This window comes from Advenella kashmirensis W13003 (genome assembly GCF_000506985.1).
GTDB lineage: Bacteria > Pseudomonadota > Gammaproteobacteria > Burkholderiales > Burkholderiaceae_B > Advenella > Advenella kashmirensis_A.
This window is the reverse complement of record NZ_KI650979.1, coordinates 2,008,092-2,033,863: the sequence shown is the minus strand read 5'-3', so window position 1 is coordinate 2,033,863 and position 25,772 is coordinate 2,008,092. Positions and strand designations below refer to the sequence as shown.

The following is a 25,772-nucleotide window of genomic DNA, read 5'->3' as shown; positions in this document are numbered from 1 at the left end:
AACAACAGAAATCTGCCGCCGGCTGATGGTATATTGTGTTTGTGATATTTTATCGGCAGCAGGGAACGCCGACCAAATGCCCGTAACATTCAGGAAACGCTGATGACCCGAAGTGCGCCGCGACAGGACAATTCTTCAAATATGGTCATTTATATTGCCCTGGCCGGCAATATTCTGGTGGCTATCAGCAAATTCATCGCAGCGGCCGTCACCGGCAGCTCGGCCATGCTCAGCGAAGGCGTGCACTCTGTCGTAGACTCTATCAACGAAGTCTTACTGCTGTACGGTGTGCACCGCAGCCGCAATCGCCCGGACCGCAAGCACCCCATTGGTTACGGTCGCGAAGTCTATTTCTGGAGCTTTGTCGTCGGCCTGCTGATTCTCACGTTTGGCGCAGGAGTCTCCGTTTACGAAGGCATTATCCATATCCAGACTCCTCACCCGGTCGAATCGCCTCATGTGACCTATATCGTCCTGGCGCTGGCCGCACTGTTCGAGGGATTTTCCTGGGTATTCACGCTCAGAAAATTCAGAGGCAACCGCCCCTATTCCGAACTGTTCCGCATGATCGTCCATAGCAAGGATCCTCCGACGTTCATTGTCTTGCTGGAAGACTCAGCGGCCATGCTCGGCCTGCTGATTGCCTTTGTCGGTGTGTATCTGTCCGTTGCGCTGGACAATCCGGTCATTGACGGCGTGGCGTCGGTGCTGATCGGCATTACCCTGGCGCTCACCGCATTACTGGTGGCACGGGAAACCAAGGGGTTGCTGATCGGAGAGGCCGCCAATCCGCATATCCGAGATTCCATTCTCACTCTGGCCGAAGGCACTGCCGGCGTATCCCAGGTCAATGGCCTGATCACCGTTCAGACAGCGCCGCAGGAAATCACCGTGGCCATGAGTTTGGAATTTACCGATGACCTGCGCGTACCAGAGCTCGAAGCCATCGTGATCGCCCTTGAAAACAAAATCCGCAAGGCTCACCCCGAAGTCTCCACGCTATTCATCAAGCCACAGGCACATGAACATTACGAAGAACATACGCCTGACGATGATCCGGGGTATATTGACAACTAACCGCTCTTTTACCATCCGGACTCAGCACGGGCGCGGGACAGCACGTCCCAGCGCCTCGTTGCTGGCGTCCGATCGGCAAGGGCAACTGCACACGCTTATTTGCATCATTATGGAATTGAACAATGAAAAAAACCGACCTTGAAAAAGCCAAAGCCCTTAAAACAGTGGGAAAAATGAAACTTGAAGGCATACCGGGACGCTTTGGCTCGTCAGCCGAGGCGAGCCTTGATCGCCGGGCCCAGCGCAAGCAGGATCAGGCCCAGGGCCTGGTTTCGTTTCCGGTCAAACTGAAGCAGGATGTCATCAGCATCATCCGCGAGCGGGCGGCGCAGCAACAGGTCAGCACCAATGAGATTATCGGCCAATTGTTGGATGAGGCGCTCAAACGTTGAGGGCGTGGGTAAGCCCGTCGTAAAAAGGAACAGGACAATAATACCGATTAAAAATTCACTTTACCTTTAGTCTGACTGCCTCAATCTGACTACCGCTTGCCCTCCTCTTTTTTTGCAAATATAATAAATACTATTAATAGTTAATAATATTTACCATGCCCACGAGTATTGCATTAAACAGTCATTTCGAGACATTCATTCGCCAGCAAATCGCATCTGGGCGTTACAACAACGCCAGCGAAGTCGTGCGCGCCGGCCTGCGACTGCTGGAAGACCAGGATCGTGAAAATGACCTGAAGCTGGCCGAGCTTCGTGCTTCTATCCAAAAGGGCATGGAAAGCGGAGAAGAAAAAAACGCAGACGATGTCCTGAACCGGCTCGAAGAAAAATATCGAAGCATTCAGTCTTGATCCCGAGCCATGAAGAAGGTCCGTTTTTCAGCGGCAGCAGAAGCCGATCTGGAGTCTATCGGTGACTATATCGCGCAGGAAAGCCCCCGCCGCGCCGTCAGCTTCATCGCCGAGATACGCATGCAGTGTCATAAAATCGCTACCACGCCAAGCGCTTACCGTTTGCGCCCAGAAATAGCAGAGGAATCAAGATCCTGCCCGCATGGCAACTATGTGATTTTCTTTCAACCTCGTGATGCAGATATACTGATTGTTCGTATTTTGCACGGAGCAAGAGACATTCAGGCTTTGTTCCGCAAATCAGCAACCTAGGCCGATTACAAGCAACATGCCTTGCAAAGACACGACCGCTTGCAGGACTACATCAATACCAATTTATTGATATCACAAAATCAATATTAGTTTATTAATATCGCAATCTGTACTAAAGTAAAGCCTGATCTTAACGCTCAGGGGATATTGCGATGAACGAAGACTCCACCCAGAATCCAGCACCCGTTCCAGCGCCAGACAACACTGCCCGAAACTTCACGTGGATTACCTACGCCATGTACGCCCTGGGCCTGTTCACGGGCCTGTTTGCCGTCGTGGGCGTGATCATGGCTTATGCCAAGCGCGGCGAGTTCACTGGCACCATCTATTACGATCATATGCAATATCTGATCCGGACGTTCTGGATCAGCCTGATCGGTGCGATTGTGGGGTTTCTGCTGCTGATTATTCTGATCGGCTGGGTGCTGTTGATTGCCGTCACGATCTGGTATATCTACCGGATTGTCATGGGCGCAATTAAACTGAATGACGGCCAGGGTGTCTCTACAACCTCCTGGTTCTGACGCGGGCGGCAGCCATTACGATGGCATGCGCATGCTGCAGCGGCAGCCACGGGTCATCCGGCAGTGCATCGCCCTGCAGTAAAGCCGTCGTAGCCTGCGCCTCATAGAACGCCACCACGCGCACTGCGGTCTGCTCCAGCAGCGCCACACTGGCGTCGCTCTGTAGCGCACGCGTCTCTTCTATCTCGGAGGCCCGTTGGGCGGCCTGCACTGCAGTCCGGGCAGCCACCCATTGCGCAAGCCTGTCCTGCTCTACGCGCTCAGCATCGAGCTCCAGCCGCTTTACACTATCCCTGAGCGCATCTGTCTGCGGGTCAGGGGCCGGTGGCGGCCCGCTTTTGAGCCGGGTGCGCAATTGACGCAAGGGCTGCACGACCTCGTCGCGCCACGCGCGTATCGTCTCATCGGCCTGCGCGATCTGTGCCGCATCGGGGGCGACACCCCACAAGCGGGCAGCCCAAAACATCAGCAACAGGACATTGACATCCAGCCCCAGCCGGTGCTGCAATTGCAGGCAATGCGCAGGCACCCCTTCCTGGCGATAAACTGCCAGCGAAAAGCGCCAGTGATCGGCATTTGCATGTTCGTCACACATCCCTGCTCTCCATCCCAACTTTCATTTGTTAAAAATCTCCAATCACGGTTGAAATCGCGCCACGAGCCTGTCCTGCGAGCGCGGTATAATAGCCCAGGGTCGGCGTCGCTGACCTGATCCTGCGAGGCGCACCCGTACTGTCCGCCGTTTGCCAATCATGCTTACTGGAACCGCACCCTGTCCATGCCCATTTCAGCTTCGACCCCTACACGCATCGTCGTCGGCATTACCGGCGCCTCGGGTGCCATTTATGGTATGCGCGCACTGGAACTGCTCAAGCAGGCCGGCGTACAAACGCATCTGGTCATGAGCCGCTCGGCCAGTCTCACGCTGTCCCAGGAATTGCAATTGCAACCGGCCGATCTGGCCAGCCGCGCCACTGTCGTGCATGGCATTCAGGACGTGGGCGCAGTCATCTCCAGCGGGTCCTTTAAAACCTGCGGTATGCTGATCGCGCCCTGCTCCATCCGCACGCTATCGGAAATTGCCAGCGGCGTGACCTCATCCCTGCTTACCCGCGCTGCCGATGTGGTTCTGAAAGAGCGACGCAAACTTGTCCTCATGGTACGCGAGACACCGCTGCATCTGGGACATTTACGCAGCATGGTGTCCGTCACGGAAATGGGGGCCATTGTCATGCCGCCGGTTCCGGCATTTTATGCCCGCCCGGACAGCATCCAGGCCATGGTCGATCATAGTGTGGGGCGCGCGCTTGATCTTTTCGACATTGAAACCGGCGCCGTGGCTCGCTGGGAAGGGATGGGCGCTTCGTAACCCGGCGATCACCGCTCAGGCATCTGCTCCAGGCAGGCAACAATCGCATCCAGTCGCGCCTTTCGCACCGCCGTCTTGATATCCTGGGCCGCCGTGCCTGCCTGCCGGGCCACCGCTGCGGCATCGACCTGCAAATAGCAATCCAGAATTTGCGTCCAGGCCTCGATCCGTGAAATTTCTGCATCCAGGTTTTCTGCCACGGAGTGCCGCGTGCACAGCACGACTTCCAGCAGACCGCGAAATCTCGCCGGCTTGCGCAGGCTGTCAGTGGCCTCGAGGGTTTCCTGCACATACGCTGCCCGGCGCAGCAAATGCGCCTGTGCGCTCGCACTGGGCGGCAGCGGCAGCATATCGAACCTGTCGGATAATACCTGTGTCAGCCGCGCATAGTCGGCACAATCGGCGGGCACTTTCAAATGCCTGCTCAGCGCCGCATGCCCGGGGGTTTGCGAGAGCAGCGCCGCATAGCGGGCAGCCAGGGGCAGAATTCTTGCTGCAGACAGATCAGTCGCCTGTGCCACTTCATTATTCCATTGCAATTGCGGCAGAATTACCGGCAACGCCGTTGTTTCATGCAGGATGGAAAACATACGCGAGGGCTTCTCGCTCATGAGTCCACGCGACACTTCCTTCCAGACACGCTCGGGCACCAGGGCATCGACCTCGCCATTGCGTACCATATCGCGACACAAGGCAAGCGTATCGCCCGCCAGGGTGAAGTCGGTAAAGCGCGCCGCAAACCGTGCCAGGCGCAGAATGCGCACCGGATCTTCGACAAACGCGTCGCTGGCGTGCCTGAAAACACGACGTTCCAGATCGTCCCGCCCACGCAACGGATCCACCAGCGTGCCATCGGGCCGGCGTGCCATCGCATTGATAGTCAAGTCGCGTCGCTTCAGGTCTTCTTCAAGCGTGACATCGGTACCCGTATGAAAAGTAAAGCCTTTATAACCGCGCCCCGCTTTTCTCTCGGTACGCGCCAGCGCATATTCCTCTTTGGTCTGCGGGTGCAGAAAAACCGGGAAATCGCCTCCTACCGGCACAAAACCGCGCCGAATCATCTCTTGCGGGCTGGCGCCTACAACGACCCAGTCCCGATCGCCTTGCGGCAGACCCAGCAACTCGTCGCGCACCGCGCCGCCGACCACATATACGTCAAGGCCATCCGTCGCTGCCATCAGGGCATCACCTTGCCCAGCCGGTCCACAATCGACTGCGATTGCCCGGTAAACGAAGCCGCATACCAGGTGGCATTGGATATGACATGTTTCACATACAGTCGGGTTTCCGTAAACGGAATGGTTTCTGCAAAAATGGCACCCTCCAGCGGCTGGGTGAGCGAATCACGCCAGCGCCGGGCCCGGTTGGGTCCCGCGTTATAGCCGGCGGTCGCCAGCACCTGCGAGCCATCCAGATCATCCAGCGTCATTTTCAAATAAGACGTTCCCAGCAATGTATTGGTATCGAAATCATGCGCACTGGCGGCCGAATAGCTCAGTCCCAGCTTGCGGGCGACCAGTTGCGCCGTGCCCGGCATCACCTGCATCAGGCCGGCCGCACCGACCGACGAGCGAGCGACGGTCACAAATCGCGACTCCTGGCGGATCAGGCCGTATACCCATGCCGGATCCACGCCAACCGCGCGCGCCTGCTGACTGACGCGCCCTTCGAATGGCGCAAGATAGCGCTGACGGAAATTGAAGTCATTTTTGGTCAGCATGGACGTATTAATGGTGCGATCGTACACCTGCTCGCGCAAGGCCCATTCAGCGGCCGCCATGAGCTCGCGGTCATTCATGCCCCTGATGGCAAAGCCCCATTCACCCACGGCTTCCGGACGCCAGCCCAGGCGAAAGAGCGCAATCGCGCGCTGCAGGCCTTCATGTGTCATGGCTTTATTGATTTCAGCGGCAGTCGGTTCGGCAGGCTGGGGCGGCACAGAAATTTTCCGGCCCAATGCCTCGGTCGCCAGTTGACCGTAGAATCCATGGTCGTACAAAATAGACTGCCAGGCGCTGGTCGCACCGCCCATATCACCCTGTGCCGCACGCGCACGTGCGTACCAGTAAACCCACACCGGCTCTTTCTGCTGTTCGGCACCCATCATGCGGATCGTCTGTTCAACCCACTTCCAGTCGATCGTAGGTTGGCGCAACGCCATGCGGGTTCGCCAGGCATGATTGTAATCACTCAGACGAAAGCCCTGACCGGCCTTGCGATACCAGCCGTCGGCCCGCGCCTCCAGATTAAGCGCCGCAATCAGGCCGAACTGCGTCCATGCCCATTGGCGGTTGCGCTCGCTCAGCAGCGCCCCCCCCTGTTGTTCCAGATAGACCGAGCCCCCATCCCGATCCTGCCGCGCCAATCGGCTGAAAGCCAGCGCACGCAACTCCTGCAGCTCGCCATCGGCCGAACCGCTTTGCCCGGCCAGCCAGCCCATCGGATTGGCCATGATGGCGTCGTAGGAAGACAATCCGGCCGGCGAAAACGCCAGTGCTGCGTAGCGTCGGGCGCTCGCCTTGCTGTCATACTCAACGGCATCCCGCAGCAAAGGTTCCAGATGTTCATAAGTCACAACTTTCGCGGCCGTCAACTGCTGCAACATGCTCCAGCAGGCATCGCCCGGTTTGAAGACGGCCAGCGCCTGTGCAGCGCTGACCTGCCCGTTACCCAGGAAGCGCGCCTGCAAAATCGCGCAATCGACTTCCGAGGTCCGGCTGGCAACGCTGCCGATACGCCTGATGGTATCAAAATCACCTTGTTTGGCCGATGCCAGGATCCAGTCCGATTTGAGGCGGTTTTCAAGGTAGGGATTTTTGTTCTGCTGCAGAAAGGTGTAAATCTGCTGGGTAGGCACGGGCTGGGCGGGGTCATTCAACATTTGTCGCAGGTACCAGTACATGGGGTAGCTGCCCAGTTCGTGATCGCCCTGAGCCTGCGCCGCATAACCGGGTAACGCATCCCATTGCCGGCTCTGCATGGCGCTTCTGGCCGCCACCACCGCTGCACGTGCTTCTTGTGGCACAGGACGGGGAGCCTGACCGTACACCACGGCGGAACTGGCCATCGCCACGCCCTGCGGCATCGACATGGGACGGCTGGCCGGCGCGTTCTGCACCGATTCAGCACATCCGGCCAACAGCACACCCGATCCCAGCATGCCCCACAAGGCCTGCGCTGACCGTCGGCGCAATTGACCTGGTATCCCCCGTTTGACTGCGCCGGTTGCTTGTGAGTGCTGTTGCATATGCTGTCCTGTTATAGTCGTGTTTTGTACCACATTCAGTTTGCACAGGTTATGACATCCGCCGATATTCCTACGTTGCGTCACTCTCTGCTGGCCGCCCGTCTGGCCATGTCCGACTCGCGTCGTCAGATGCTTAGTGTACAAATAAAACAGCACATTTTGGACTGGCTGGGAAGTCCGCGTCAAGATCATCTGCTGTCATGCCCGCCGCCTGGCAGCGCAATTGCCGGTTTCTGGCCCATTCGGGGCGAACCGGATCTGATTTCGCTGCTGCATGATTTGCACACAATGGGACACCCGATCAGTCTGCCGGTCATTGAGCAGCGGGATGCGCCTCTGCATTTTTATGCCTGGTCGCCTGAAACACCCTTGCGACGCGGCGCCTTCAATATCCCTGAACCGGATGTCGACACGGCCGCCACGCTACCGACGCTGATTCTTGTGCCGACCCTGGGTTATACGCCGGATGGACACCGCCTGGGATATGGAAAAGGATATTATGATCGCACCCTGCACGCGCTGAACCAGCAGGGACATCACGCCCTGAAGGTCGGCATTGGCTGGGATGAGGGATTGATTGACGGACCTTACCAAGCAGCGGCCCACGACATCGCACTGGATGCCGTGGTCACCCCACGCGGATGGGTTATCCCCGCCGCGACAACGGGTCAGTAGACGTCAATGCATCATCGCAGTTGCATGACGCATTGCAGCGCTGTTTTTCCTGTGGTCAATAACGCAGATTTTTCCAGACCGACAGCGTGGCTTCGGCGTTATTCAATGTATAGAAGTGAATTCCCGGCACACCGCCGTCAATAAGCTTCTGACACAATTGCGTCACAACCTCGGCGCCAAACGCGCGGATAGAGGCCTTGTCATCCCCGAACTGCGCCAGACGCAGCCGGATCCAGCGCGGCACTTCGGCGCCGCACATTTGGGAAAACCGAAGCAACTGCGTGCTGTTGGTAATAGGCATGATACCCGGCACAATCGGAATCGTCACGCCGCGCTGAACGGCGCGATCGACAAAGTCAAAATACGCATCTGCATTGAAAAAATACTGCGTAATCGCGCTGTTTGCACCGGCGCTGACCTTAGTCACAAAGTGATCCAGATCCTGTTCGGGACTGTCGGCCTGCGGATGCATTTCGGGATAAGCGCCCACTTCGATATGGAACCAGTCTCCGGCATGCTCCCGAATCAGGCGGACCAGATCAGACGCATACCGGTAATCAGAATCGTTGTTGCCCATGCCTGATGGCAAATCGCCGCGCAAGGCAACGATCCGGCGAATGCCTCGCGCCTTATATTGGTCCAGCAGCTGCACCAGACTTTCACGGCTGGCGCCGATGCAGGACAGGTGCGGAGCGGCTTCGCATCCCAGTTGCGAGAACATGGACACGGTCTCGGCCGTGCCATCGCGCGTTGAGCCACCGGCCCCGAACGTCACGCTGACATAACGAGGGTGCATTGCCAGCAACTGCTTGGCAGTGCCGACCAGCCGCTCGCGCGATACCTGATCGCGCGGCGGGAAAAACTCCAGGCTGAACGCCTCGTCAGAAAAAGAACTCATATTGTTAATTCAGAATACTCAGCAAAATGGCGGAAATGATGGAATACAGTACCGCGCCAATCACGGCCCACCAGAATCCGTCAACTTTGAAACCGTTGAACACCGATCCGGCCAGCCAGAACATCAGTACGTTGAGCACCAGCAGGAAAAGTCCTAACGTCACAATAGTAATCGGCAAGGTCAGGATCGCCAGAATGGGATAAACCACCGCGTTGACCAGACCCAGTATCACCGCTGCGATCAGTGCAGAGACGAAACTGGTTACGGTAATGCCCGGCAAAATATAGGCAACAATCATAAGGGCCAGCGCCTGCAGGACCCAGGTTAATAGCAACGTCATATCTCTTCTCCTTTAAATTTCCTGATAAGAACACTAACACGAGACAGCGTGCAACTTGCCTTCACGCCGCTTGCGCCTCCCTCTTTGCATATCCTGCTTCACATGACAGTCAAAAAGAGTGGCCCAATTTTTAGGGGGAGGCGCCTTACGGTGCTCCCCATTCACACTTTTGCCGGACACGGCGTGTGCGTCACGTTGCAACGCACACGTCTTCCATCAATAACGATAGTGATCGGGCTTGAAGGGTCCCTGCGCCGGCACGCCGATGTAGTCAGCCTGCTTCTGTGACAATTCCGACAGGTTCACACCCAGCTTCTTCAGGTGCAGCCGCGCCACTTTTTCATCAAGATGTTTGGGCAGAACATACACCTGACCTTTCTTGTACTCGGCTGTGCGAGTGAACAGCTCGATCTGGGCGATGGTCTGGTTGGTAAATGAAGCAGACATCACGAATGAAGGATGGCCTGTTGCGCATCCCAGATTCACCAGACGGCCCTTGGCCAGCAGAATGATCCGTTTGCCGTCAGGGAAAATAATGTGATCCACCTGGGGCTTGATCTCTTCCCATTGCAAATCTTCAACCGCCGCCACATCGATCTCATTATCGAAGTGACCGATATTGCAGACGATGGCTTCGTTCTTCATGCGCTCCATGTGCTCGCGCGTGATCACGTGGTAGTTGCCGGTAGCGGTGACGAAAATATCAGCCTTGTCTGCGGCCTCTTCCATTGTGACGACTTTGAAGCCTTCCATGGACGCCTGCAAGGCGCAAATCGGATCGATCTCGGTCACCCAGACCTGCGCACGCAGGGCCGCCAGCGCCTGTGCGCAACCCTTGCCGACATCACCGAAACCGGCGACCACGGCGATCTTGCCGGCGACCATCACATCGGTCGCCCGCTTGATACCGTCGACCAGCGATTCGCGGCAGCCGTACAGGTTGTCGAATTTGGATTTGGTCACGGAGTCATTGACGTTGATGGCGGGAACCTGTAATTCGCCCTTCTGCGCCATTTGGTACAGGCGATGCACGCCGGTCGTGGTTTCTTCGGTCACGCCGATAATATTGGCCAGGCGGGTGGAATACCAAGTCGCATCTTTGGCCAGACGCTCGCGAATCGCGGCGAACAATACAGTTTCCTCTTCGCTGCCCGGATTGTCGAGCACGGAGATATCTTTTTCTGCCTTGGCGCCCAGATGCAGCAGGGTCGTAGCGTCGCCGCCATCGTCCAGAATCATATTGGCCTGTTCACCCGGCCAGTCGAAAATGCGATGTGTGTATTCCCAGTAATCCGTGAGCGTTTCGCCCTTGATGGCGAAAACGGGTACGCCGCTGGCCGCAATGGCCGCAGCAGCATGGTCCTGGGTGGAAAAAATATTGCATGAGGCCCAGCGCACTTCTGCGCCCAGTGCCGTGAGCGTTTCGATCAGCACACCGGTTTGAATGGTCATGTGCAGGCTGCCGGCAATGCGGGCGCCTTTAAGCGGTTGGGATTTGGCGAACTCTTCGCGCGTGGCCATCAGGCCCGGCATTTCGGTTTCGGCAATGGACAGTTCGCGCCGGCCCCAGTCGGCCAGTGCAATATCGGCAATTTTGTAATCAGCAGTCATAGTATTCATCCTGAAACATACTGCGATGCCGATTGTGAGTGCACCTCACCATAGACCAGCAACGCAGTATATGATGAGCGCGGTTTGTTACCTGATCGTATCCTGAGCCTGGCATGACACTTCGGTCATGTCGCAACGCCCCTCAGAACACGATGATTATACCTTAAGCAATCGCCTTTTTCAGATCGGCCGCCTTGTCAACGGCTTCCCAGCTGAATTCGGGCTCGGAGCGGCCAAAGTGACCATAGGCAGCGGATTTGCCGTAGATCGGGCGCAACAGATCCAGCATTTGCACAATCCCGCGCGGACGCAGATCGAAATGCTCGCGAACCAGTTTGGCGATCTCGTCATCGGAAATGACGCCGGTGCCTTCCGTGTACACGGTGATATTGATCGGCTCGGCAACACCGATGGCGTAGCTGACCTGGATCTGGCACTGGCGCGCCAGGCCGGCGGCCACAATATTCTTGGCGACATAGCGGGCAGCGTAGGCTGCAGACCGGTCCACCTTGGACGGATCCTTGCCCGAGAAGGCGCCACCACCATGCGGGCATGCGCCACCATAGGTGTCTACAATGATCTTGCGACCAGTCAGGCCGCAATCGCCCTGTGGTCCGCCGATAATGAATTTGCCCGTCGGGTTGATCAGGAACTTGGTTTTGGGTGTGATCAGGCCTTCGGCAAAGGTCGGCTTGATGATGTCTTCAATCACTGCTTCGCGGATCGAGGCCTGGGAAATATCGGGTGCGTGCTGGGTAGACAGCACCACAGTATTGACTTCGGCCGGCTTGCCATCCACGTACCGGAAGGTTACCTGGGATTTGGCATCGGGACGCAACCATGGCAGGCGGCCATCCTTGCGCAGCTCGCTCTGACGCTGCACCAGGCGATGCGCATACCAGATCGGCGCCGGCATGAGATCGGGGGTTTCGTCGCAGGCAAAACCGAACATCAGTCCCTGGTCGCCCGCACCCTGGTTGAGGATCTCGTCTTCACTGCGGTCAACGCCCTGGGCGATGTCTGGAGACTGTTTGTCGTATGCCACCAGGACGGCGCAACCCTTGTAGTCAATACCGTAATCGGTGTTGTCGTAGCCGATACGCTTGATGGTGTCGCGCGCAATCTGGATGTAGTCGATATTGGCCTTGGTGCTGATTTCACCGGCCAGAACAACCAGGCCTGTGTTGCACAGCGTTTCGGCGGCAACGCGCGAATTGGGATCCTGCTCAAGCAGGGCATCGAGAATGGCGTCGGAAATCTGGTCGGCGACTTTGTCGGGATGACCTTCGGAGACAGATTCGGAAGTAAAAAGAAAATCGTTGTGGGCCATGTTGCGTCCAATGAATAGTGTCAAAACAAAACCGACATTCTCAAAAAGAACGCGCAGCACCGGAAAGGGTATTTACTGGCGCGACGCTTTAGCGGAATAGGTCCGGAAACAGGGCCTGCCATGGCTGGCCCGCTTTTTCCCGGTCGTCGCCCCGCAAGTTGTCGGTTAACTCAGCGACCTGAAATCATTTTATGACAATTTGATTGGTTAAGCCTGAAAAACCCTGATGGCGGTAGATAAAAGCCTGTTGATGCGCTTTGCCCGCGAACAGCGGCATCGGGCCGGCGCTGGTTTTGCGTAGATGACGGGGCGGATAGAAGCATCTCAACCAACCACCCACATTATCTGGATTTTTTGACAATAGCGGGGTGGCACAGGCCTTGTTGCCTTTGCCATTTCGCTGACAGGCAGCAGACGGTAAAAAGGCCCAACCGAAGCCGGGCCTAATCTGATAGGGAGGTTACGATGAGCAAGATCGTAGTTCTGCTTATCCTGATCGTATTGATGCTGGCGTTTATGGCGCCAGCCTACTAATCAGGGACCGGCGCCCACCACCGCGTCGGTTCAGATGCTAATTTACTTAGTCTACCCATAGTTTGTCAATTTCGGAAAACCGAGGGGTAGACACTTGCCCCCCGACGTGCCAGACATCAGACGCCTCACTCTGTGATACGACAAGCAATGCCTGATCACACTGTTTTCCGCCTTGAAAAATACGAACGACACCAGTCGAGGTTCCTGCGCCGCTCACAACATGCCGCGCAACGGAGGGCGCAATCGCCGCGGTTGCCATATCCTCCTGATCAGACGCATGAATCGGAAAGTGCCTGGCCAACAGATCAACCTCTGGCCCTTCAGAAACCCGGGCAAAAGCATAGACACCCGTCAGTTGGAGCCGGTCACACAGACTGTCTCGCAACGCGGCGCGAATATGGATGTCAGCCAATTGATGATGATCAGCGAACGCAACCACCAGCTTGTTTCTTAATGCCCCCTGCGTTCTAAAGACTGCAATTGCGTGCGCCTCTGGCGCTCCAACCCCTTGCAACCTGAGTGCCTCCAGAAGGTCGCAGGCCACGCTAGCATCAGAGATCGGATCAAAATCAAATGCTGCCTGTCTATAAGCCCAGTAATCCGGTCCTGTCTGTTCCACAGTTACCGTCTGTCCAGAAGCCAGAAACGATATGGGCGACGGGGTGCCGCGAAAACGCGCCAGCCACGCTGCCGCTGCCAGCGTGCCATGACCGCAAAAACCGATCTCTGCACCCGCATTGAAATACCGCAATGCAAATGGCGACGACGACTGCATCTGCTGCACCCATGTCACTTCGTAACCAAAATCAGCGGATAACCTGGCACAAAAAACATCATCCACGTTGTTATCTTGCCCACCAGAGACAAGCACAAGTGCCGGGTTTCCCATGCGTCCCTCAATGCTGAATGCATGACAGAGCCCGCCCGCAGGGTGTGGCATCTTTTCTTGCAAATTAGCTAAACGAGAATCCATAGTCACAAATAAGTAACGGGTAAGCCTCGTACAACACGGTACGGACAGAAGCATCTCAACCAAATACCCACATTACCCGATTTTTTGACAATAACAGGGTGGCAAGGGCCTGGGGCCTTTGCCATTTTGCTGATGGGCAGCAGACGGTAAAAAGGCCCGACCGAAGCCGGGCCAATCTGATAGGGAGGTTACGATGATGCGCATCGTAGTTCTACTTATCCTGATCGTATTGATGCTGGCGTTTATGGCGCCAGCCTACTAATCAGGGACCGACGCCCACCACCGCGTCGGTTCAGATGCTAATTTACTTAGTCTACCCATAGTTTGTCAATTTCGGAAAACCGAGGGGTCAGCCTGTTCGCATAAATTGAGGTAGCGCCGCCCCAATCCTTCCATACGCAAGCCCCAGCTTCACGACTTGCAGCAAATACTATTACAATCGAACGATTCGCGCCCTTGGACGGTCTGCCTGCTCCGCTTTTCCCGTGCCCGACGGGGTACGCCAAGTATTCAACGTCATGAAATCCGCATTACTCATTTTTCTTTTTCGCCTCATTAACCTATTACCAGACAGCCTGCGACTGGGGTTGGGAAGCGTCTGCGCGTTTTTGATGCGCCGGCTAATGAAGCGGCGCCGTTTCATCGTCAGTACCAATCTGGCACTGTGCTTTCCCGATGAATCCGAAGCCAGACGGGAGCAATGGCTGCGCGAACATTTCCGCGCCCTGGCGCAAACCATGATTGATCGCGCCGTGCTGTGGTACGGCTCCGAAGACAAGATTCGGCGCATAGTGCACCTGAGCGGCTATGAACACATCCAGAACAGCATTGACTCGGAGCGTGCCACGCTGATGTTCGCGCCACATTTTGTCGGACTCGATGCCGCCGCTTCCATCCTGTCCATGCGGCTGGTCAAATCGGCCACCATGTACACTCCGGCCTCGGATCCGCAAGTGGATGCGATCATGCTCAAAGGCCGCGGGCGCTTCAATCAGGTCACCCAGATTTCCCGCAAGGAAGGTATCCGCGGACTGATTCGGCAATTGCGCCAGGGCACGCCGGTATACTACCTGCCCGACATGGACTTTGGCCGCGACGGCGCCCTTTTCGTCCCTTTTTTTGGCGTGCCTGCCGCCACCCTGCCCGCCACCGCACAAATCGCCCGCGCCTGGAAAGCCGATGTCATTCCGATCGTGACACGCTGGGATCACAAAACAGGACACTATCACACTCAAGTGCTACCCGCCTTCGCTGACTTTCCCGGAGAGATGGATCTGGAGCAGGCCACGCGTTTTTGCAATCAGCAGCTCGAAGAATGGGTTCGCGCCGATCCACCGCAATACTACTGGGTGCATCGACGCTTCAAAACCCGCCCCGTCGGGGAAAAGAAAATTTATTGAACGGTCCCCGCCATGGTGCTGTCACCCAGGATCGGTGATAATAAGGCTGAATTTGGCTGCTTAATCAGGAAAACACGCAATGAACTGGTCTTTCTCGAAAATGCACGGTGCCGGCAACGACTTTGTTGTCCTGGACGGCGTGCGTCAATCTATTGAGATGACACCTGAGCGCGCCCGGGCATTGGCGCACCGCCAATTCGGTATCGGCGCAGACCAGATCCTGCTGGTTGAAACCCCAAGCCATCCCGAGGCCGATTTCAAATACCGCATCTTCAATGCCGACGGCAGCGAAGTGGAGCATTGCGGAAACGGGGCCCGATGCTTTGTGCGTTTTGTGCACGAGCAAAAACTGTCCTCTCGCAATCCACTGAAGGCGGAAATCGCCACTGGCCTCATCACGCTTGAAGAAGCAGACGACGCGACGGTCACGGTTAATATGGGGCAAACCCGCTTTGATCCTGAAGCGGTGGCCTTTGACACCACCGATCTTGCTTCTGCGCAGGACCATGACGATACGCTCTGGTCGTTGCCGCTGGCCAACGGCGATACAGTTTCGCTGTCGCTGGTCGCCATCTCCAATCCGCACGCCGTGCAGATTGTTGACGATGTGGCCACGGCGCCGGTAGCCGTGCAGGGCCCGCTTATCGAATCGCATCCACGGTTTGCCCAGCGCATCAATGCCGGATTCATGCAAATCCTGGACCCCCACACCATTAAACTGCGGGTGTACGAACGCGGCGCGGGTGAGACCCTGGCCTGCGGTACGGGCGCCTGCGCGGCCGTCGTCGCCGGTATCCGGCGGGGTCGGCTGCAATCGCCGGTCACGGTACATACCCGTGGCGGGCAACTGGCCATCGCCTGGGACGGACACGGGCAAATCGCCATGCGCGGCCCGGCCGTCACGGTATTTTCAAGTGAAATCAATATTGACCGCCTGGTCGCGCAATATCGCGCCGGCACCGCTTTATAAAAGGAACGCATTCATGTCTGAAGTTGCCACACTGACAGCAGAAACCGTCGCCCAATTCCTGCAGGATAACCCTGCCTTTTTTGACGAACATGCCGACATTTTCGCTACCCTGACGGTACCACATCCGCATGCACGCCAGACACTATCCCTGGGCGAACGCCAGATCCTCACACTGCGCACCCGCAATAAAGAGCTGGAGTGGAAGCTGTCCGAACTCATGCATAACGCCAACTCCAATGAAGCCATCAGCGACCATGTGACGCTCTGGTGCACACGCATGCTGGCCGAACCCGATGCCCAGCGCCTGCCGCAACGGGTTGTCGATGGACTGCGCCAGGAATTCGATATGCTGGAAGTGGCTCTGCGCCTGTGGAATCTGCCTGCCCTGAAAGACGAACGCTTTCTGAGCAGCGATGACATGCTGCAGGCTTATGTCGGCGGGCTGCAAAAGCCATATTGCGGCCAGGAAGGCTATCTGCCTGCGCATAGCTGGTTCGACAGCAAGCCCGGCTCTGTCGCCATGGTGCCATTGACACATGACAACCGCAATATCGGCGTACTGGTCTTTGCCGCAGAGGGAACCGAGCACTTCAAGCCGGACATGGGCACTATTTTCCTTGAAATCCTCGGTAAACTGGCCAGCGCCAGCCTCAGCCGGCTTCATTCGGCGGCCTGAACCCGGCGGCGCGATCGCTCTTCGGTCCGGCCCGTTATCACAGGAAAAACACCATGGCACGCACGCTTTCCGAACCAATGGAAAAATGGCTGGCCTATCTGCAAACGAACCAGCGTTACGCCAGCCACACCCTGTCTGCCTATCGGCGTGATCTGGTCCTGCTACTGAATTTCTACCCGGACATTGCTGCCGAAGCGCTGAGCAATGCGCAGATCCGCCACGCGATTGCACGGCTGCACGCGCAAGACTACGGCCCACGCAGCCTGGCGCGCATCCTGTCGGCCTGGCGCGGTTTCTATCAATGGTGGATTCCCCAGACCGACGCAAAAATCAATCCGACAGTGGATGTCAAGACGCCGAAAATCCCGCGCTCCCTGCCCAAGGCCCTGTCTGTTGAACAGACCCAGGCCCTGCTGGATCATCCGACCGTCGTCACGAGCAGGGAACCGGCTGACCTGCGCGACCAGGCCATGTTCGAAGTGCTCTATGGCAGTGGCTTGCGTCTGGCCGAACTGGTCAGCCTGGATATCCGCTACACCCGCAAAGACGGTTACGAATCCGTCAGCTGGCTCGATCTTGGCGAAGGAGAAGTCTCGGTAACCGGCAAGGGCGGTAAAACCCGCAGCGTGCCCCTCGGGCGCAGCGCCATCACAGCCCTCACGCAATGGCTGGCCGTGCGGCACAAACTGCTGCCCGCCGCCAGCAGCGTGGAGGATCAGGCCGCCGTTTTTCTGGGCGCGCGCGGTCGCCGCATTGCCCACCGTGTTGTCCAGTTGCAATTGAAAAAACTCAGCATGCGCAGTGGTGTGCCTGCCCAGGTTCATCCGCACGTTTTGCGCCACAGCTTTGCCAGCCACGTTCTGCAATCTGCCCAGGATCTGCGCGCAGTCCAGGAAATGCTGGGACACGCCAACATTTCAACGACCCAGATTTATACACGACTCGATTTCCAGCATCTGGCCGAGGTGTACGACAAGGCCCACCCGCGTGCTAAGCTGGACGATCCGGAAGAAAAGAAATAGCAGTATTGCGCTCAGCCTGGCGGTCTTAATGGTATTGAGGGTCTAGACGGTTTAGCGATCTTAACGACGCTGCCGCAGCAGGCCGTGATGCGGGCCACATAGCAGCGACAGAATATAGAGCGCGCCGGCAGACAGGATAATCGCGCTGGATGCCGGCAGACTGAAGTGATAGGAAAGCACCAGCCCGGCATAGGACGACAGCACGCCCATGGAGACCGCCAGCAACAATTGCCATCCCAGCGTACGCCCCCAGAATCGCGCTGCCGCAGCGGGCAGCATCATCATCCCCACCACTAGTAGCGTCCCCATCACCTGATAGCCAGCCACCAGATTGACGACCAGCAGAATCAGAAATCCGGCGTGGACGAGCGATCCTCCCCCCCCTTCCATTTTTAGAAACGCAGGATCCAGACATTCGATGATCAGGGGCCGATACATTAATGCCAATGCAATCAATGTCACGCTGGAAACACACATGATAAAAACCAGATGCCCGTCATCCAGTCCCAGGACCGTACCAAAAAGCACATGCAACAGATCCAGATTGGAGCCTTTCAGGGAAATCAACAATACCCCAAGTCCCAGCGAAATCAGATAGAAAGCGGCGAAACTGGCGTCTTCCTTGAGTCCGGTGGAGCGGGCCACGATACCCGCGAGCACGGCGACCAGCAAGCCGGTCGCCAGGCCGCCGATCAACATGGCGGTCATGGAGACGCCAGCCACCAGAAAGGCCAACGCCACCCCGGGCAAAATGGCATGCGACATCGAATCGGCCATCAGGCTCATCCGACGCAAAATCAGAAACACGCCAAGCGGCCCAGCCGCGAGCGACACGAAAATTGACCCGAACAAGGCCCGGCTCATAAACGTAAATTCAGTGAATGGCGCGAGCAGGGCCGCGTTGAGCGCCTCCAGCATCAGAATCCCCCCAGCGCCAGAGATCGGGCCTGTTCCAGATTGGCATCGGTGAGCACCGCCGCCGTCGGTCCCCAGGCCACCACCTGCCGCGCCAGCAGCAGCGTTTGTGGAAAACAGCGGCGCACCAATGCAGCATCATGCAAAACCACAAGCACGGTACGACCTTCCCGATGCCACCCCAGCAGAATTTGCAGCAACAGCTCACAGGTACCTTCATCGACTGCCGTAAAGGGTTCGTCCAGAATCATGACCGGCGCGTCGCACACAATAAGCCGGGCAAACAGCGCGCGCTGCATTTGTCCGCCGGACAGCCCGGAAATCAGATCACGCGCCTTGTCCGTCAACCCCACCGTGGCCAGCGCATCGCGAATGCGTTGCCGCTCCGCTTTATCATAGCGCCTGAACGCCCCCACCCGGCGCCAGGCGCCCATGGAGACAAGGTCGTGAGTGGTAATCGGAAAACTGCGATCAATGTCGCTGATTTGCGGCAGCAGGGAAATACCGCCCTCGAATGGCGGGTGAATCGTTACCTGACCCGTACGCGCAGTCAGCTGCCCTGTCACCGTTTTGAGCAAGGTGGACTTGCCGGCGCCGTTAGGGCCCAGAATGGCAGTCAGCGACCCTTCGGCGAAAGAGCCTGTGACGCCGGACAGGGCCGTTACCCCGTTCCAGCCGACGGTCACATCATCGAGCTGGATGACAGGCCGCCCGCCAGTTGTCGCCGCATCGGCGGCGCTCAGACCCGACGCTTCGGCGGATACGGGGTGAATAGGCATAGGATCGGCAAAAATGATGATGTCGCGGCGTACGGGTCAGCAGCTCAGCCGCCCAGCGCCCCCAGCCAGCCTGCGGACCAGGCAATGCTCCCCCACAGCATCAGCAGCAATCCCAGCACAGGCGCCAGCCTGGCTAACACGGACGCCAGAAAAACCGTGTACGTCGTCTCGTTCATGTCGCAAGACAAGGCCGAGCCGACAGCGTGAACTTGATTCTGATGACGGGCCGAAGAAGCCGAAACCGGATCGGCAGCGTTCGGCAACACGGCTGCATGACTGACGAAAGACGACGCTACCGTAGGGCAGACGCGCTTCATGACCGGAGACAAGGATACATTCTGCATAGCGATCGGGTTCGATGGAGGAAGCAAGAGGTTGAAATGATATGTTATATCATTATATACAAATCGGGAACCCGATGTCCTAAAATATCCAGGCCATGTCCTTATTCCCGGATAAGGTATCATTCCAACTGTTACCTCAACAACCATCAGCCGTGACTATGACTTCCAGAACCCCCCCTGATTCGGGCCCGCCCCAGGAGCAACCCCACCACCACGCCGCCCATAGCCACTCGGTCGGCTATCAGTTGCTGGAAGCCATTCGCCATTGCGAACAGCGCGGCACGCGCCTGACGCCCATTCGCCAGCATGTGCTGACCCTGTTGCTGGAGGCGGGCCGCAGCCTGAAAGCATACGAGCTGCTCGAAGCCATGAAGCAGCTTTACCCGCAGGCCAAGCCCCCGACCGTCTACCGCGCGCTGGACTTCCTGGTCGAAGAAGGCCTGATCCACCGGCTTGATGCCGTTAATGCCTGGACGGCATGCCAGGACGTCTCGGGTCATCACCACGACCTGCTGATCGTTTGTACGCGCTGCGGAAAGGTCGCTGAACTGAGCGCCCCGCTGATCAGTCATCAGTTACACGACATGATTCAGGCCGCCGGCTTTATCCAGACCACCAGCGAAACGGAATTGCGCGCCATATGCCAGGATTGCAGCCAGAAAAGCGCATCCGCACCCTGAACAGCCGGCGCACCACGATGGTGCCGCCACCCTTCGTGCGCAGACACACAGTAGTGAAAATTTCATGACACAAATCAAGATCTTAGGGTTTATCCCCAGTAAATGCGTTTATTTTCAACGCCGGGCAATTAACGTTTGCCACATTCGCAAAGCTATGATGTAATCCTGCGATTGACTTAAGAAACGTCTTTTTGGAACCGGCCGGTTTCTGTTGCCGGTAAGACGTTTGAACGCTATGACACAAACGCAAGCACAAGCAGATAAAATGATCCCTGTCACTGTCCTCACGGGCTTTCTGGGGGCAGGCAAAACGACACTTCTGAAACGTATTCTGACCGAACACCACGGCAATCGCATCGCCGTCATTGAAAACGAATTCGGGCCGGAAAGCATCGACAACGAACTCCTGGTGCAGGATAGCGACGAGCAGATTATCGAGCTGTCCAACGGCTGCGTCTGCTGCACCATTCGCGGCGACCTGCTCAACACCCTGACCGACCTGAAAAACCGCCGTCAGAGCGGCGAACTCAGTTTCGAGCGCGTGATTATTGAAACCACCGGCGTTGCCAACCCAGGGCCTGTCTGCCAGACCTTCTTCATGGACGACAGCGTGGCGGCTTTCTATCGCCTGGATGCCGTGATTGCCGTAGTCGATGCCAAGCACGGCATGGACACGCTAGACACCCAGCCGGAAGCACAGAAACAGGTTGGATTTGCCGACCGGATCCTGGTGTCCAAAAAAGACCTGGTTACCGATCAGGAATACGAGGCATTGCGCCATCGCCTGATTCGCATGAACCCGCGCGCAGAAATTCTGCCGGTGCATTTTGGTGAGGTTGAGATCAACAAGGTGCTGGACGTCAGCGGCTTCAACCTGAACACCATTCTGGACATTGATCCGGAATTTCTGAAGGAAGAGCACCCCGACGCGGCCCACGATCACGATCACGATCACGGACATGGTCACGACCATGGGCATGATCACGGTCACGACCATGGACATGATGGACACCATCACGGCCATGATCACCACGATCATCATCATGCTCACCACGACGACGAAATCGGCGCCTTTGTGTTCAAGTCTGACAAACCGTTCATTCCCGAACGCCTCGAGGAATTTCTGAGCGGCGTCGTCCAGGTATTCGGTCCAGACCTGTATCGTTACAAAGGCATTCTTTATATGAAAGGCATGCGTCAGCGCATGATTTTTCAGGGTGTACATATGCTGATGGGCGCAGAACCCGGCAAACCGTGGGGAGCGAAGGAAAAACCTTCTAACACCATGGTGTTTATCGGACGCAAGCTGCCCAAAGATGTCATCCTTAACGGGCTGAACCAGTGCCTGGTACAAAAATAAAGGGCACTGAAAGCATCATATTGCGTGGCGTTTAACCAGTCTGTTTCAGTTATATGCTGCGCTTTTGTTCAACATTATTGACGTGATATATTGGAGTGTTTTATGGCTAAGGCAGCTAAAAAAACAGATGCAACTACGGACGCCCCTCTTCTGACCGAAGAGCAACTGCTCGCCATGCCCGAATCTGACTACATGAACGATGAGCAACTGGCGTTTTTCCGCGACCGCTTAAAGCGTCTGGAAGACGAAATCATCAATAATGCAGGGGTCACAACCGAGAATCTGCGAGAAACCCAGTTCGTACCCGATCCGGCCGATCGTGCCACGATTGAAGAAGAGCATGCCCTGGAATTGCGCACACGCGATCGCGAACGCAAGTTGCTGAAAAAAGTCCAGCAGTCGCTAGCCCATATCGATTCGCGTGACTATGGCTGGTGCGAAGAAACCGGTGAGCCTATCGGCCTGCGTCGCCTGCTGGCCCGCCCCACTGCCACCCTGTCGCTGGAAGCGCAGGAACGGCGTGAAAAGCGCCAGAAAATGTACGGAGATTAATAAAGTCAGACCCATTCCTTGAAATCTTCCTGTACTGCCCTTATCTACCTAGGGAAACTACAGGAAGGCTCTATGGAACAATTTCACGCTACTACCATCGTCTGCGTCCGGCGCGGCAATCAGGTCGCGCTCGGCGGCGATGGTCAGGTCACTCTGGGCAATATTGTCATCAAAGGCACGGCACGTAAAATCCGCCGCTTGTACCACGACAAAATTCTGGCCGGCTTCGCTGGCGCCACCGCCGACGCATTTACCCTTCAGGAACGCTTCGAGGCCAAGCTCGAAAAACATCAGGGCAACCTGATGCGCGCCGCCGTCGAACTCACACGCGACTGGCGTACCGATCGCGTGCTACGCCGCCTGGAGGCCATGCTGATCGTCGCAGACAGCGAACACACCCTTATTCTGACCGGCAACGGCGATGTGCTGGAACCCGAGAACGGCATCGCCGCCATCGGCTCCGGCGGCGCCTACGCGCAGTCTGCCGCGCTGGCACTGCTGCAGAACACCGACCTGCCTCCCGAAACCATCGTCAAGAAGTCGCTGGAAATCGCGGGCGACCTGTGTATTTACACAAACAGCAACCACATTGTTGAAACTCTCTAACCGGAAAGATCAGTATGTCAGCGAGTGTCATGACCCCAAAAGAAATCGTCTCTGAACTGGACAAGAACATTGTCGGTCAGAACAAGGCAAAAAAATCCGTCGCGGTTGCCCTGCGCAACCGCTGGCGTCGCCAGCAGGTGCCTGAGCCCCTGCGCCATGAAATCCACCCCAAGAATATTCTGATGATCGGCCCTACCGGTGTGGGTAAAACCGAGATCGCCCGGCGCCTGGCCAAACTGGCCAACGCGCCTTTCATCAAGATCGAAGCGACCAAGTTTACCGAAGTGGGCTACGTCGGCCGCGATGTGGACACCATTATCCGCGACCTGGTCGAGATCTCGATCAAACAGACCCGGGAGCTTGAAACACGCCGCGTGCGCACCCAGGCCGAAGATGCTGCTGAAGATCGCATTCTTGATGTGCTGATCGCCCCACCGCGCGATAGCAATGGCGAACCGTTGCGCCAGGAAAATACCGCCAGACAGACTTTCCGCAAAAAGTTGCGTGAAGGCCAGCTGGATGACACCGAAATCGAAATTGATGTCAATCAGCCCATGCCGCATATGGAGATCATGGCGCCTCCCGGCATGGAGGACATGACCGAGCAGCTCAAGGGCATGTTTGCCGGCCTGAGTCGTGATAAGAAAAAAGCCACGAAAATGACCGTAAAGAATGCCTTCAAACTGCTGGTCGATGAAGAGGCAGCCAAACGCGTCAATGAAGAGGAAATCCGTACTGCTGCAGTAAAAAATGCCGAACAGCAGGGCATCGTCTTTCTGGACGAAATTGACAAAATCGCCACCCGCCAGGAACACGGCGGCGGCGATGTCTCCCGTCAGGGTGTCCAGCGCGATCTGTTGCCATTGGTAGAAGGTACGACCGTTAATACCAAATACGGCATGGTGCGCACGGATCACATTCTGTTCATTGCGTCAGGCGCATTTCACCTGTCGCGCCCGTCGGATCTGATTCCCGAACTGCAGGGACGCTTTCCCATCCGCGTTGAGCTCGATTCACTGACCACAGACGATTTCGTACGTATTCTGTCCGATACCGATGCCTCGCTGACCAAACAGTACACCGCGCTGATGGCCACCGAAGATGTCGTGCTGGAATTTACCACCGAGGGCATCCATCGCCTGGCCGAATTGGCGTTCGACGTGAACGAACGCACCGAGAATATCGGCGCACGTCGCTTGTATACCGTGATGGAAAAACTGCTGGAAGACCTGTCATTCGACGCCACGACCAGCAGCGGCAAGGTCGTGCAGATTGACGCTGAATATGTCAACAGCAAACTGGAAGAAGCCGCCAGCAGCCAGGATCTGGCGCGTTACGTGCTGTAAGCATTAACGCAGTCAAAACAAAAGGAGCGAGAAAACATTCTCGCTCCTTTTTTTACACGCCACGTCGGTATAAGCTACAAGTCTACATGCCAGCCCGTCACGGCGCGCCCGGTACGACATCCACTGTACGAGCCTGGCTAATTACTGATTTCCTTGATCACATATTCCTTGCCCACCCGCTCAGCGGTAAAGCTGACGGAATCGCCAGGCTTGATATTCTTTAGCAGGCTGGCATCAATACGATAGGACAGCGTCATGGCGGGCAGCTTCAAGTCACTGATGGCGCCCTGTTTGATGGCAATTTTCCCTTGATCCGGTTGAATGCGCCGCACCTCTCCGCTGCCACGCCCGGTTTCCTGAGCCTGAGCAACACCGGTCACCGCCACGGCAGCAGCCAGTCCCAATATCACAGCCGCAATTGATTTTTTCACGCGCACCTCCATAAACTCGTCTATTGAGCTTCATTTTAGGACAAAAGACGGCACACAATACAAAGATATGGTCACAGCGGTTACACGGCGCTTCAAGTGCCGGTATCATAGCTGCTGTTGCAACAAAACAAACCTTGACCAGCCTAATGACCGACAGACTGACTTCAATTATCACTAAAACCGGCGACGACGGCACGACGGGTCTGGGCGATGGCTCCCGCGTATCCAAAAACAGTGAGCGCATCCAGGCCATCGGTGACGTGGACGAACTCAACAGCCAGATTGGGCTGCTCGTGGCGACAGCGGCCCTGCCGCAGGATATCGCTCAACTGCTGCAACAGGTGCAGCACCGCTTGTTCGACCTGGGAGCAGAACTCAGTGTGCCGGGCTATACGGCGCTGGCGCAACCGCATGTGGCCACGCTGGAAGAGGCTGTGCACGCTCACAATGCGACCCTGCCTGCGTTGCGTGAATTCATTTTGCCTGGGGGTTGTGCGCCGGCCGCACAGGCCCATGTGTGCCGCAGCGTGTGTCGTCGGGCCGAACGCAGTGTGGTGGCGCTCAATGCCGTTGAACCGGTCAGCGACGTAGCTCGCCACTATCTGAACCGGCTATCGGACTGCCTCTTTGTGCTCGCCCGCAAACTGAACCAGCATGCCGGACAAAGCGATATTTTCTGGCAGGCCGCTGCCAAAACCGCAAGCGATACTCAGTCAGAGCCCTGAGCAAAAAGCGCCCAAAGAATATCCACCAGGCGTCCAAACAAAAGCCCCGCTCTCACCATACCAAGAGTATGGATGACAGACGGGGCGTTTGAATTCTGGTGCCGGTTAAAGGAGTTGAACCCTCGACCTTCTGATTACAAATCAGCTGCTCTACCAACTGAGCTAAACCGGCGAAAGAAAGATTATAGGTGAACCTGACTGCAAAAGTCCAGTTTTAAGGATGCCACGCGCAAAAAAGCGCTGCTCCTGTCTGGTTTTTGCAGCAAAACCGCTA

29 protein-coding genes, 1 tRNA gene and 1 riboswitch are annotated in these 25,772 nt (G+C 56.7%); of the genes, 17 read left to right on the top strand and 13 right to left on the bottom strand.

All coding sequences use genetic code 11. The features are described 5' to 3' along the window. Positions 1–102: 102 nt before the first annotated feature. The 5 genes from W822_RS33280 (at position 103) to W822_RS33260 (ending at position 2,715) form a co-directional block, all read left to right on the top strand. A complete protein-coding gene (locus W822_RS33280) occupies positions 103–1,077 on the top strand; it encodes a cation diffusion facilitator family transporter (protein ID WP_024004952.1) in 975 nt (324 codons plus the stop codon). A 122-nt stretch (positions 1,078–1,199) separates the two neighbouring features. Beyond that, positions 1,200–1,469 (top strand): hypothetical protein, encoded by a 270-nt coding sequence (locus W822_RS33275; protein WP_024004951.1) that lies wholly within the window; start codon positions 1,200–1,202, stop codon positions 1,467–1,469. A gap of 155 nt (positions 1,470–1,624) precedes the next feature. Further along, positions 1,625–1,879, top strand: a complete 255-nt coding sequence (locus W822_RS33270) for a type II toxin-antitoxin system ParD family antitoxin (RefSeq protein ID WP_024004950.1) — start codon at positions 1,625–1,627, stop codon at positions 1,877–1,879. Between the two features lie 9 nt (positions 1,880–1,888). Beyond that, positions 1,889–2,191: a type II toxin-antitoxin system RelE/ParE family toxin gene (locus W822_RS33265; RefSeq protein WP_024004949.1), complete on the top strand. Its 303-nt coding sequence runs from the start codon at positions 1,889–1,891 to the stop codon at positions 2,189–2,191. Between the two features lie 152 nt (positions 2,192–2,343). Continuing rightward, entirely contained in the window at positions 2,344–2,715 is a 372-nt protein-coding gene (locus W822_RS33260; protein WP_024004948.1) for a DUF4870 family protein, read from the top strand. Here the strand turns inward: W822_RS33260 and W822_RS0123495 are convergent. Beyond that, complete coding sequence (locus W822_RS0123495) at positions 2,696–3,310, bottom strand: TIGR02444 family protein (protein WP_024004947.1); 615 nt, start codon at positions 3,308–3,310, stop codon at positions 2,696–2,698. The two genes, W822_RS33260 and W822_RS0123495, sit on opposite strands and share 20 nt — an antisense overlap. 183 nt (positions 3,311–3,493) lie before the next feature. Between W822_RS0123495 and W822_RS0123490 the strand changes: the two genes are divergently transcribed. Then, positions 3,494–4,084, top strand: coding sequence for a UbiX family flavin prenyltransferase (locus W822_RS0123490; protein ID WP_031242582.1), 591 nt, complete (start codon positions 3,494–3,496; stop codon positions 4,082–4,084). A gap of 8 nt (positions 4,085–4,092) precedes the next feature. Here the strand turns inward: W822_RS0123490 and W822_RS33255 are convergent, their stop codons facing one another. Together W822_RS33255 and W822_RS33250 are read right to left on the bottom strand one after the other, a co-directional pair. Further along, positions 4,093–5,262 (bottom strand): tRNA nucleotidyltransferase/poly(A) polymerase-related protein, encoded by a 1,170-nt coding sequence (locus W822_RS33255; RefSeq protein WP_024004946.1) that lies wholly within the window; start codon positions 5,260–5,262, stop codon positions 4,093–4,095. Beyond that, positions 5,262–7,331: a lytic transglycosylase domain-containing protein gene (locus W822_RS33250; protein WP_024004945.1), complete on the bottom strand. Its 2,070-nt coding sequence runs from the start codon at positions 7,329–7,331 to the stop codon at positions 5,262–5,264. The genes W822_RS33255 and W822_RS33250 overlap by 1 nt, the downstream gene beginning before the upstream one ends. Positions 7,332–7,382: 51 nt before the next feature. Here W822_RS33250 and W822_RS33245 point away from each other — a divergent pair, with 51 nt between their 5' ends. Then, positions 7,383–8,006: a 5-formyltetrahydrofolate cyclo-ligase gene (locus W822_RS33245; protein ID WP_172642776.1), complete on the top strand. Its 624-nt coding sequence runs from the start codon at positions 7,383–7,385 to the stop codon at positions 8,004–8,006. A 55-nt stretch (positions 8,007–8,061) separates the two neighbouring features. Here W822_RS33245 and metF read toward each other — a convergent pair whose 3' ends face one another. The 5 genes from metF to W822_RS33220 all read right to left on the bottom strand — a co-directional run bounded on the left by metF (position 8,062) and on the right by W822_RS33220 (position 13,659). Then, positions 8,062–8,904 carry a methylenetetrahydrofolate reductase [NAD(P)H] gene (gene metF, locus W822_RS33240; RefSeq protein ID WP_024004943.1) on the bottom strand — a complete coding sequence of 281 codons (843 nt, stop codon included), beginning with the start codon at positions 8,902–8,904 and terminating at the stop codon, positions 8,062–8,064. Positions 8,905–8,908: 4 nt separating this feature from the next. Then, positions 8,909–9,244: a phage holin family protein gene (locus tag W822_RS33235; protein WP_024004942.1), complete on the bottom strand. Its 336-nt coding sequence runs from the start codon at positions 9,242–9,244 to the stop codon at positions 8,909–8,911. Positions 9,245–9,460: 216 nt separating this feature from the next. Beyond that, positions 9,461–10,855, bottom strand: a complete 1,395-nt coding sequence (gene ahcY / locus W822_RS33230) for an adenosylhomocysteinase (RefSeq protein WP_437177144.1) — start codon at positions 10,853–10,855, stop codon at positions 9,461–9,463. Between the two features lie 68 nt (positions 10,856–10,923). Then, a riboswitch (S-adenosyl-L-homocysteine riboswitch) is annotated at positions 10,924–11,005 on the bottom strand. 13 nt (positions 11,006–11,018) lie between these two features. Beyond that, the gene (gene metK, locus W822_RS33225; RefSeq protein WP_024004940.1) at positions 11,019–12,185 is read right to left on the bottom strand and encodes a methionine adenosyltransferase; all 1,167 of its coding nucleotides are present in this window, start codon (positions 12,183–12,185) and stop codon (positions 11,019–11,021) included. Between the two features lie 580 nt (positions 12,186–12,765). Further along, positions 12,766–13,659 (bottom strand): PhzF family phenazine biosynthesis protein, encoded by an 894-nt coding sequence (locus W822_RS33220; RefSeq protein ID WP_301280272.1) that lies wholly within the window; start codon positions 13,657–13,659, stop codon positions 12,766–12,768. 551 nt (positions 13,660–14,210) lie between these two features. Between W822_RS33220 and W822_RS33215 the strand changes: the two genes are divergently transcribed. From W822_RS33215 to xerC, 4 genes are all read left to right on the top strand, one after another. Beyond that, positions 14,211–15,092: a lysophospholipid acyltransferase family protein gene (locus W822_RS33215; RefSeq protein WP_024004937.1), complete on the top strand. Its 882-nt coding sequence runs from the start codon at positions 14,211–14,213 to the stop codon at positions 15,090–15,092. A 79-nt stretch (positions 15,093–15,171) separates the two neighbouring features. Continuing rightward, the gene (gene dapF, locus W822_RS33210) at positions 15,172–16,062 is read left to right on the top strand and encodes a diaminopimelate epimerase (protein WP_024004936.1); all 891 of its coding nucleotides are present in this window, start codon (positions 15,172–15,174) and stop codon (positions 16,060–16,062) included. Between the two features lie 13 nt (positions 16,063–16,075). Further along, positions 16,076–16,738, top strand: a complete 663-nt coding sequence (locus W822_RS33205) for a DUF484 family protein (protein WP_024004935.1) — start codon at positions 16,076–16,078, stop codon at positions 16,736–16,738. A 53-nt stretch (positions 16,739–16,791) separates the two neighbouring features. Beyond that, on the top strand, positions 16,792–17,760 hold the full coding sequence (xerC, locus tag W822_RS33200) for a tyrosine recombinase XerC (RefSeq protein ID WP_024004934.1): 969 nt from the start codon (positions 16,792–16,794) through the stop codon (positions 17,758–17,760). Between the two features lie 60 nt (positions 17,761–17,820). On the opposite strand, the gene W822_RS33195 is transcribed toward xerC, so the two are convergent. From W822_RS33195 to W822_RS33185, 3 genes are read right to left on the bottom strand one after another with little or no spacing between them, the layout of a single operon-like run. After that, complete coding sequence (locus W822_RS33195; RefSeq protein ID WP_031242576.1) at positions 17,821–18,678, bottom strand: metal ABC transporter permease; 858 nt, start codon at positions 18,676–18,678, stop codon at positions 17,821–17,823. Then, positions 18,678–19,454 carry a metal ABC transporter ATP-binding protein gene (locus tag W822_RS33190; RefSeq protein WP_024004932.1) on the bottom strand — a complete coding sequence of 259 codons (777 nt, stop codon included), beginning with the start codon at positions 19,452–19,454 and terminating at the stop codon, positions 18,678–18,680. Before W822_RS33190 ends, W822_RS33195 begins: the two co-directional genes overlap by 1 nt. Positions 19,455–19,498: 44 nt before the next feature. Beyond that, positions 19,499–19,798 carry a hypothetical protein gene (locus W822_RS33185; protein WP_024004931.1) on the bottom strand — a complete coding sequence of 100 codons (300 nt, stop codon included), beginning with the start codon at positions 19,796–19,798 and terminating at the stop codon, positions 19,499–19,501. 158 nt (positions 19,799–19,956) lie between these two features. Here W822_RS33185 and W822_RS33180 point away from each other — a divergent pair, with 158 nt between their 5' ends. From W822_RS33180 to hslU, 5 genes are all read left to right on the top strand, one after another. After that, positions 19,957–20,478: a Fur family transcriptional regulator gene (locus W822_RS33180; protein WP_024004930.1), complete on the top strand. Its 522-nt coding sequence runs from the start codon at positions 19,957–19,959 to the stop codon at positions 20,476–20,478. A gap of 235 nt (positions 20,479–20,713) precedes the next feature. After that, the gene (locus W822_RS33175; RefSeq protein ID WP_024004929.1) at positions 20,714–21,838 is read left to right on the top strand and encodes a CobW family GTP-binding protein; all 1,125 of its coding nucleotides are present in this window, start codon (positions 20,714–20,716) and stop codon (positions 21,836–21,838) included. Positions 21,839–21,940: 102 nt separating this feature from the next. Next, the gene (dksA, locus tag W822_RS33170) at positions 21,941–22,390 is read left to right on the top strand and encodes an RNA polymerase-binding protein DksA (protein ID WP_024004928.1); all 450 of its coding nucleotides are present in this window, start codon (positions 21,941–21,943) and stop codon (positions 22,388–22,390) included. Positions 22,391–22,462: 72 nt separating this feature from the next. Then, entirely contained in the window at positions 22,463–22,996 is a 534-nt protein-coding gene (gene hslV / locus W822_RS33165) for an ATP-dependent protease subunit HslV (protein ID WP_024004927.1), read from the top strand. A 14-nt stretch (positions 22,997–23,010) separates the two neighbouring features. Further along, positions 23,011–24,342, top strand: coding sequence for an ATP-dependent protease ATPase subunit HslU (gene hslU / locus W822_RS33160; protein WP_024004926.1), 1,332 nt, complete (start codon positions 23,011–23,013; stop codon positions 24,340–24,342). A 137-nt stretch (positions 24,343–24,479) separates the two neighbouring features. On the opposite strand, the gene W822_RS33155 is transcribed toward hslU, so the two are convergent. Next, positions 24,480–24,773, bottom strand: coding sequence for a copper-binding protein (locus W822_RS33155; RefSeq protein ID WP_034280131.1), 294 nt, complete (start codon positions 24,771–24,773; stop codon positions 24,480–24,482). A 146-nt stretch (positions 24,774–24,919) separates the two neighbouring features. Here W822_RS33155 and W822_RS33150 point away from each other — a divergent pair, with 146 nt between their 5' ends. Further along, on the top strand, positions 24,920–25,498 hold the full coding sequence (locus W822_RS33150; RefSeq protein WP_024004924.1) for a cob(I)yrinic acid a,c-diamide adenosyltransferase: 579 nt from the start codon (positions 24,920–24,922) through the stop codon (positions 25,496–25,498). Between the two features lie 96 nt (positions 25,499–25,594). Here the strand turns inward: W822_RS33150 and W822_RS33145 are convergent. Further along, a tRNA-Thr gene (locus W822_RS33145) sits at positions 25,595–25,670 on the bottom strand. Positions 25,671–25,772 lie beyond the last annotated feature (102 nt).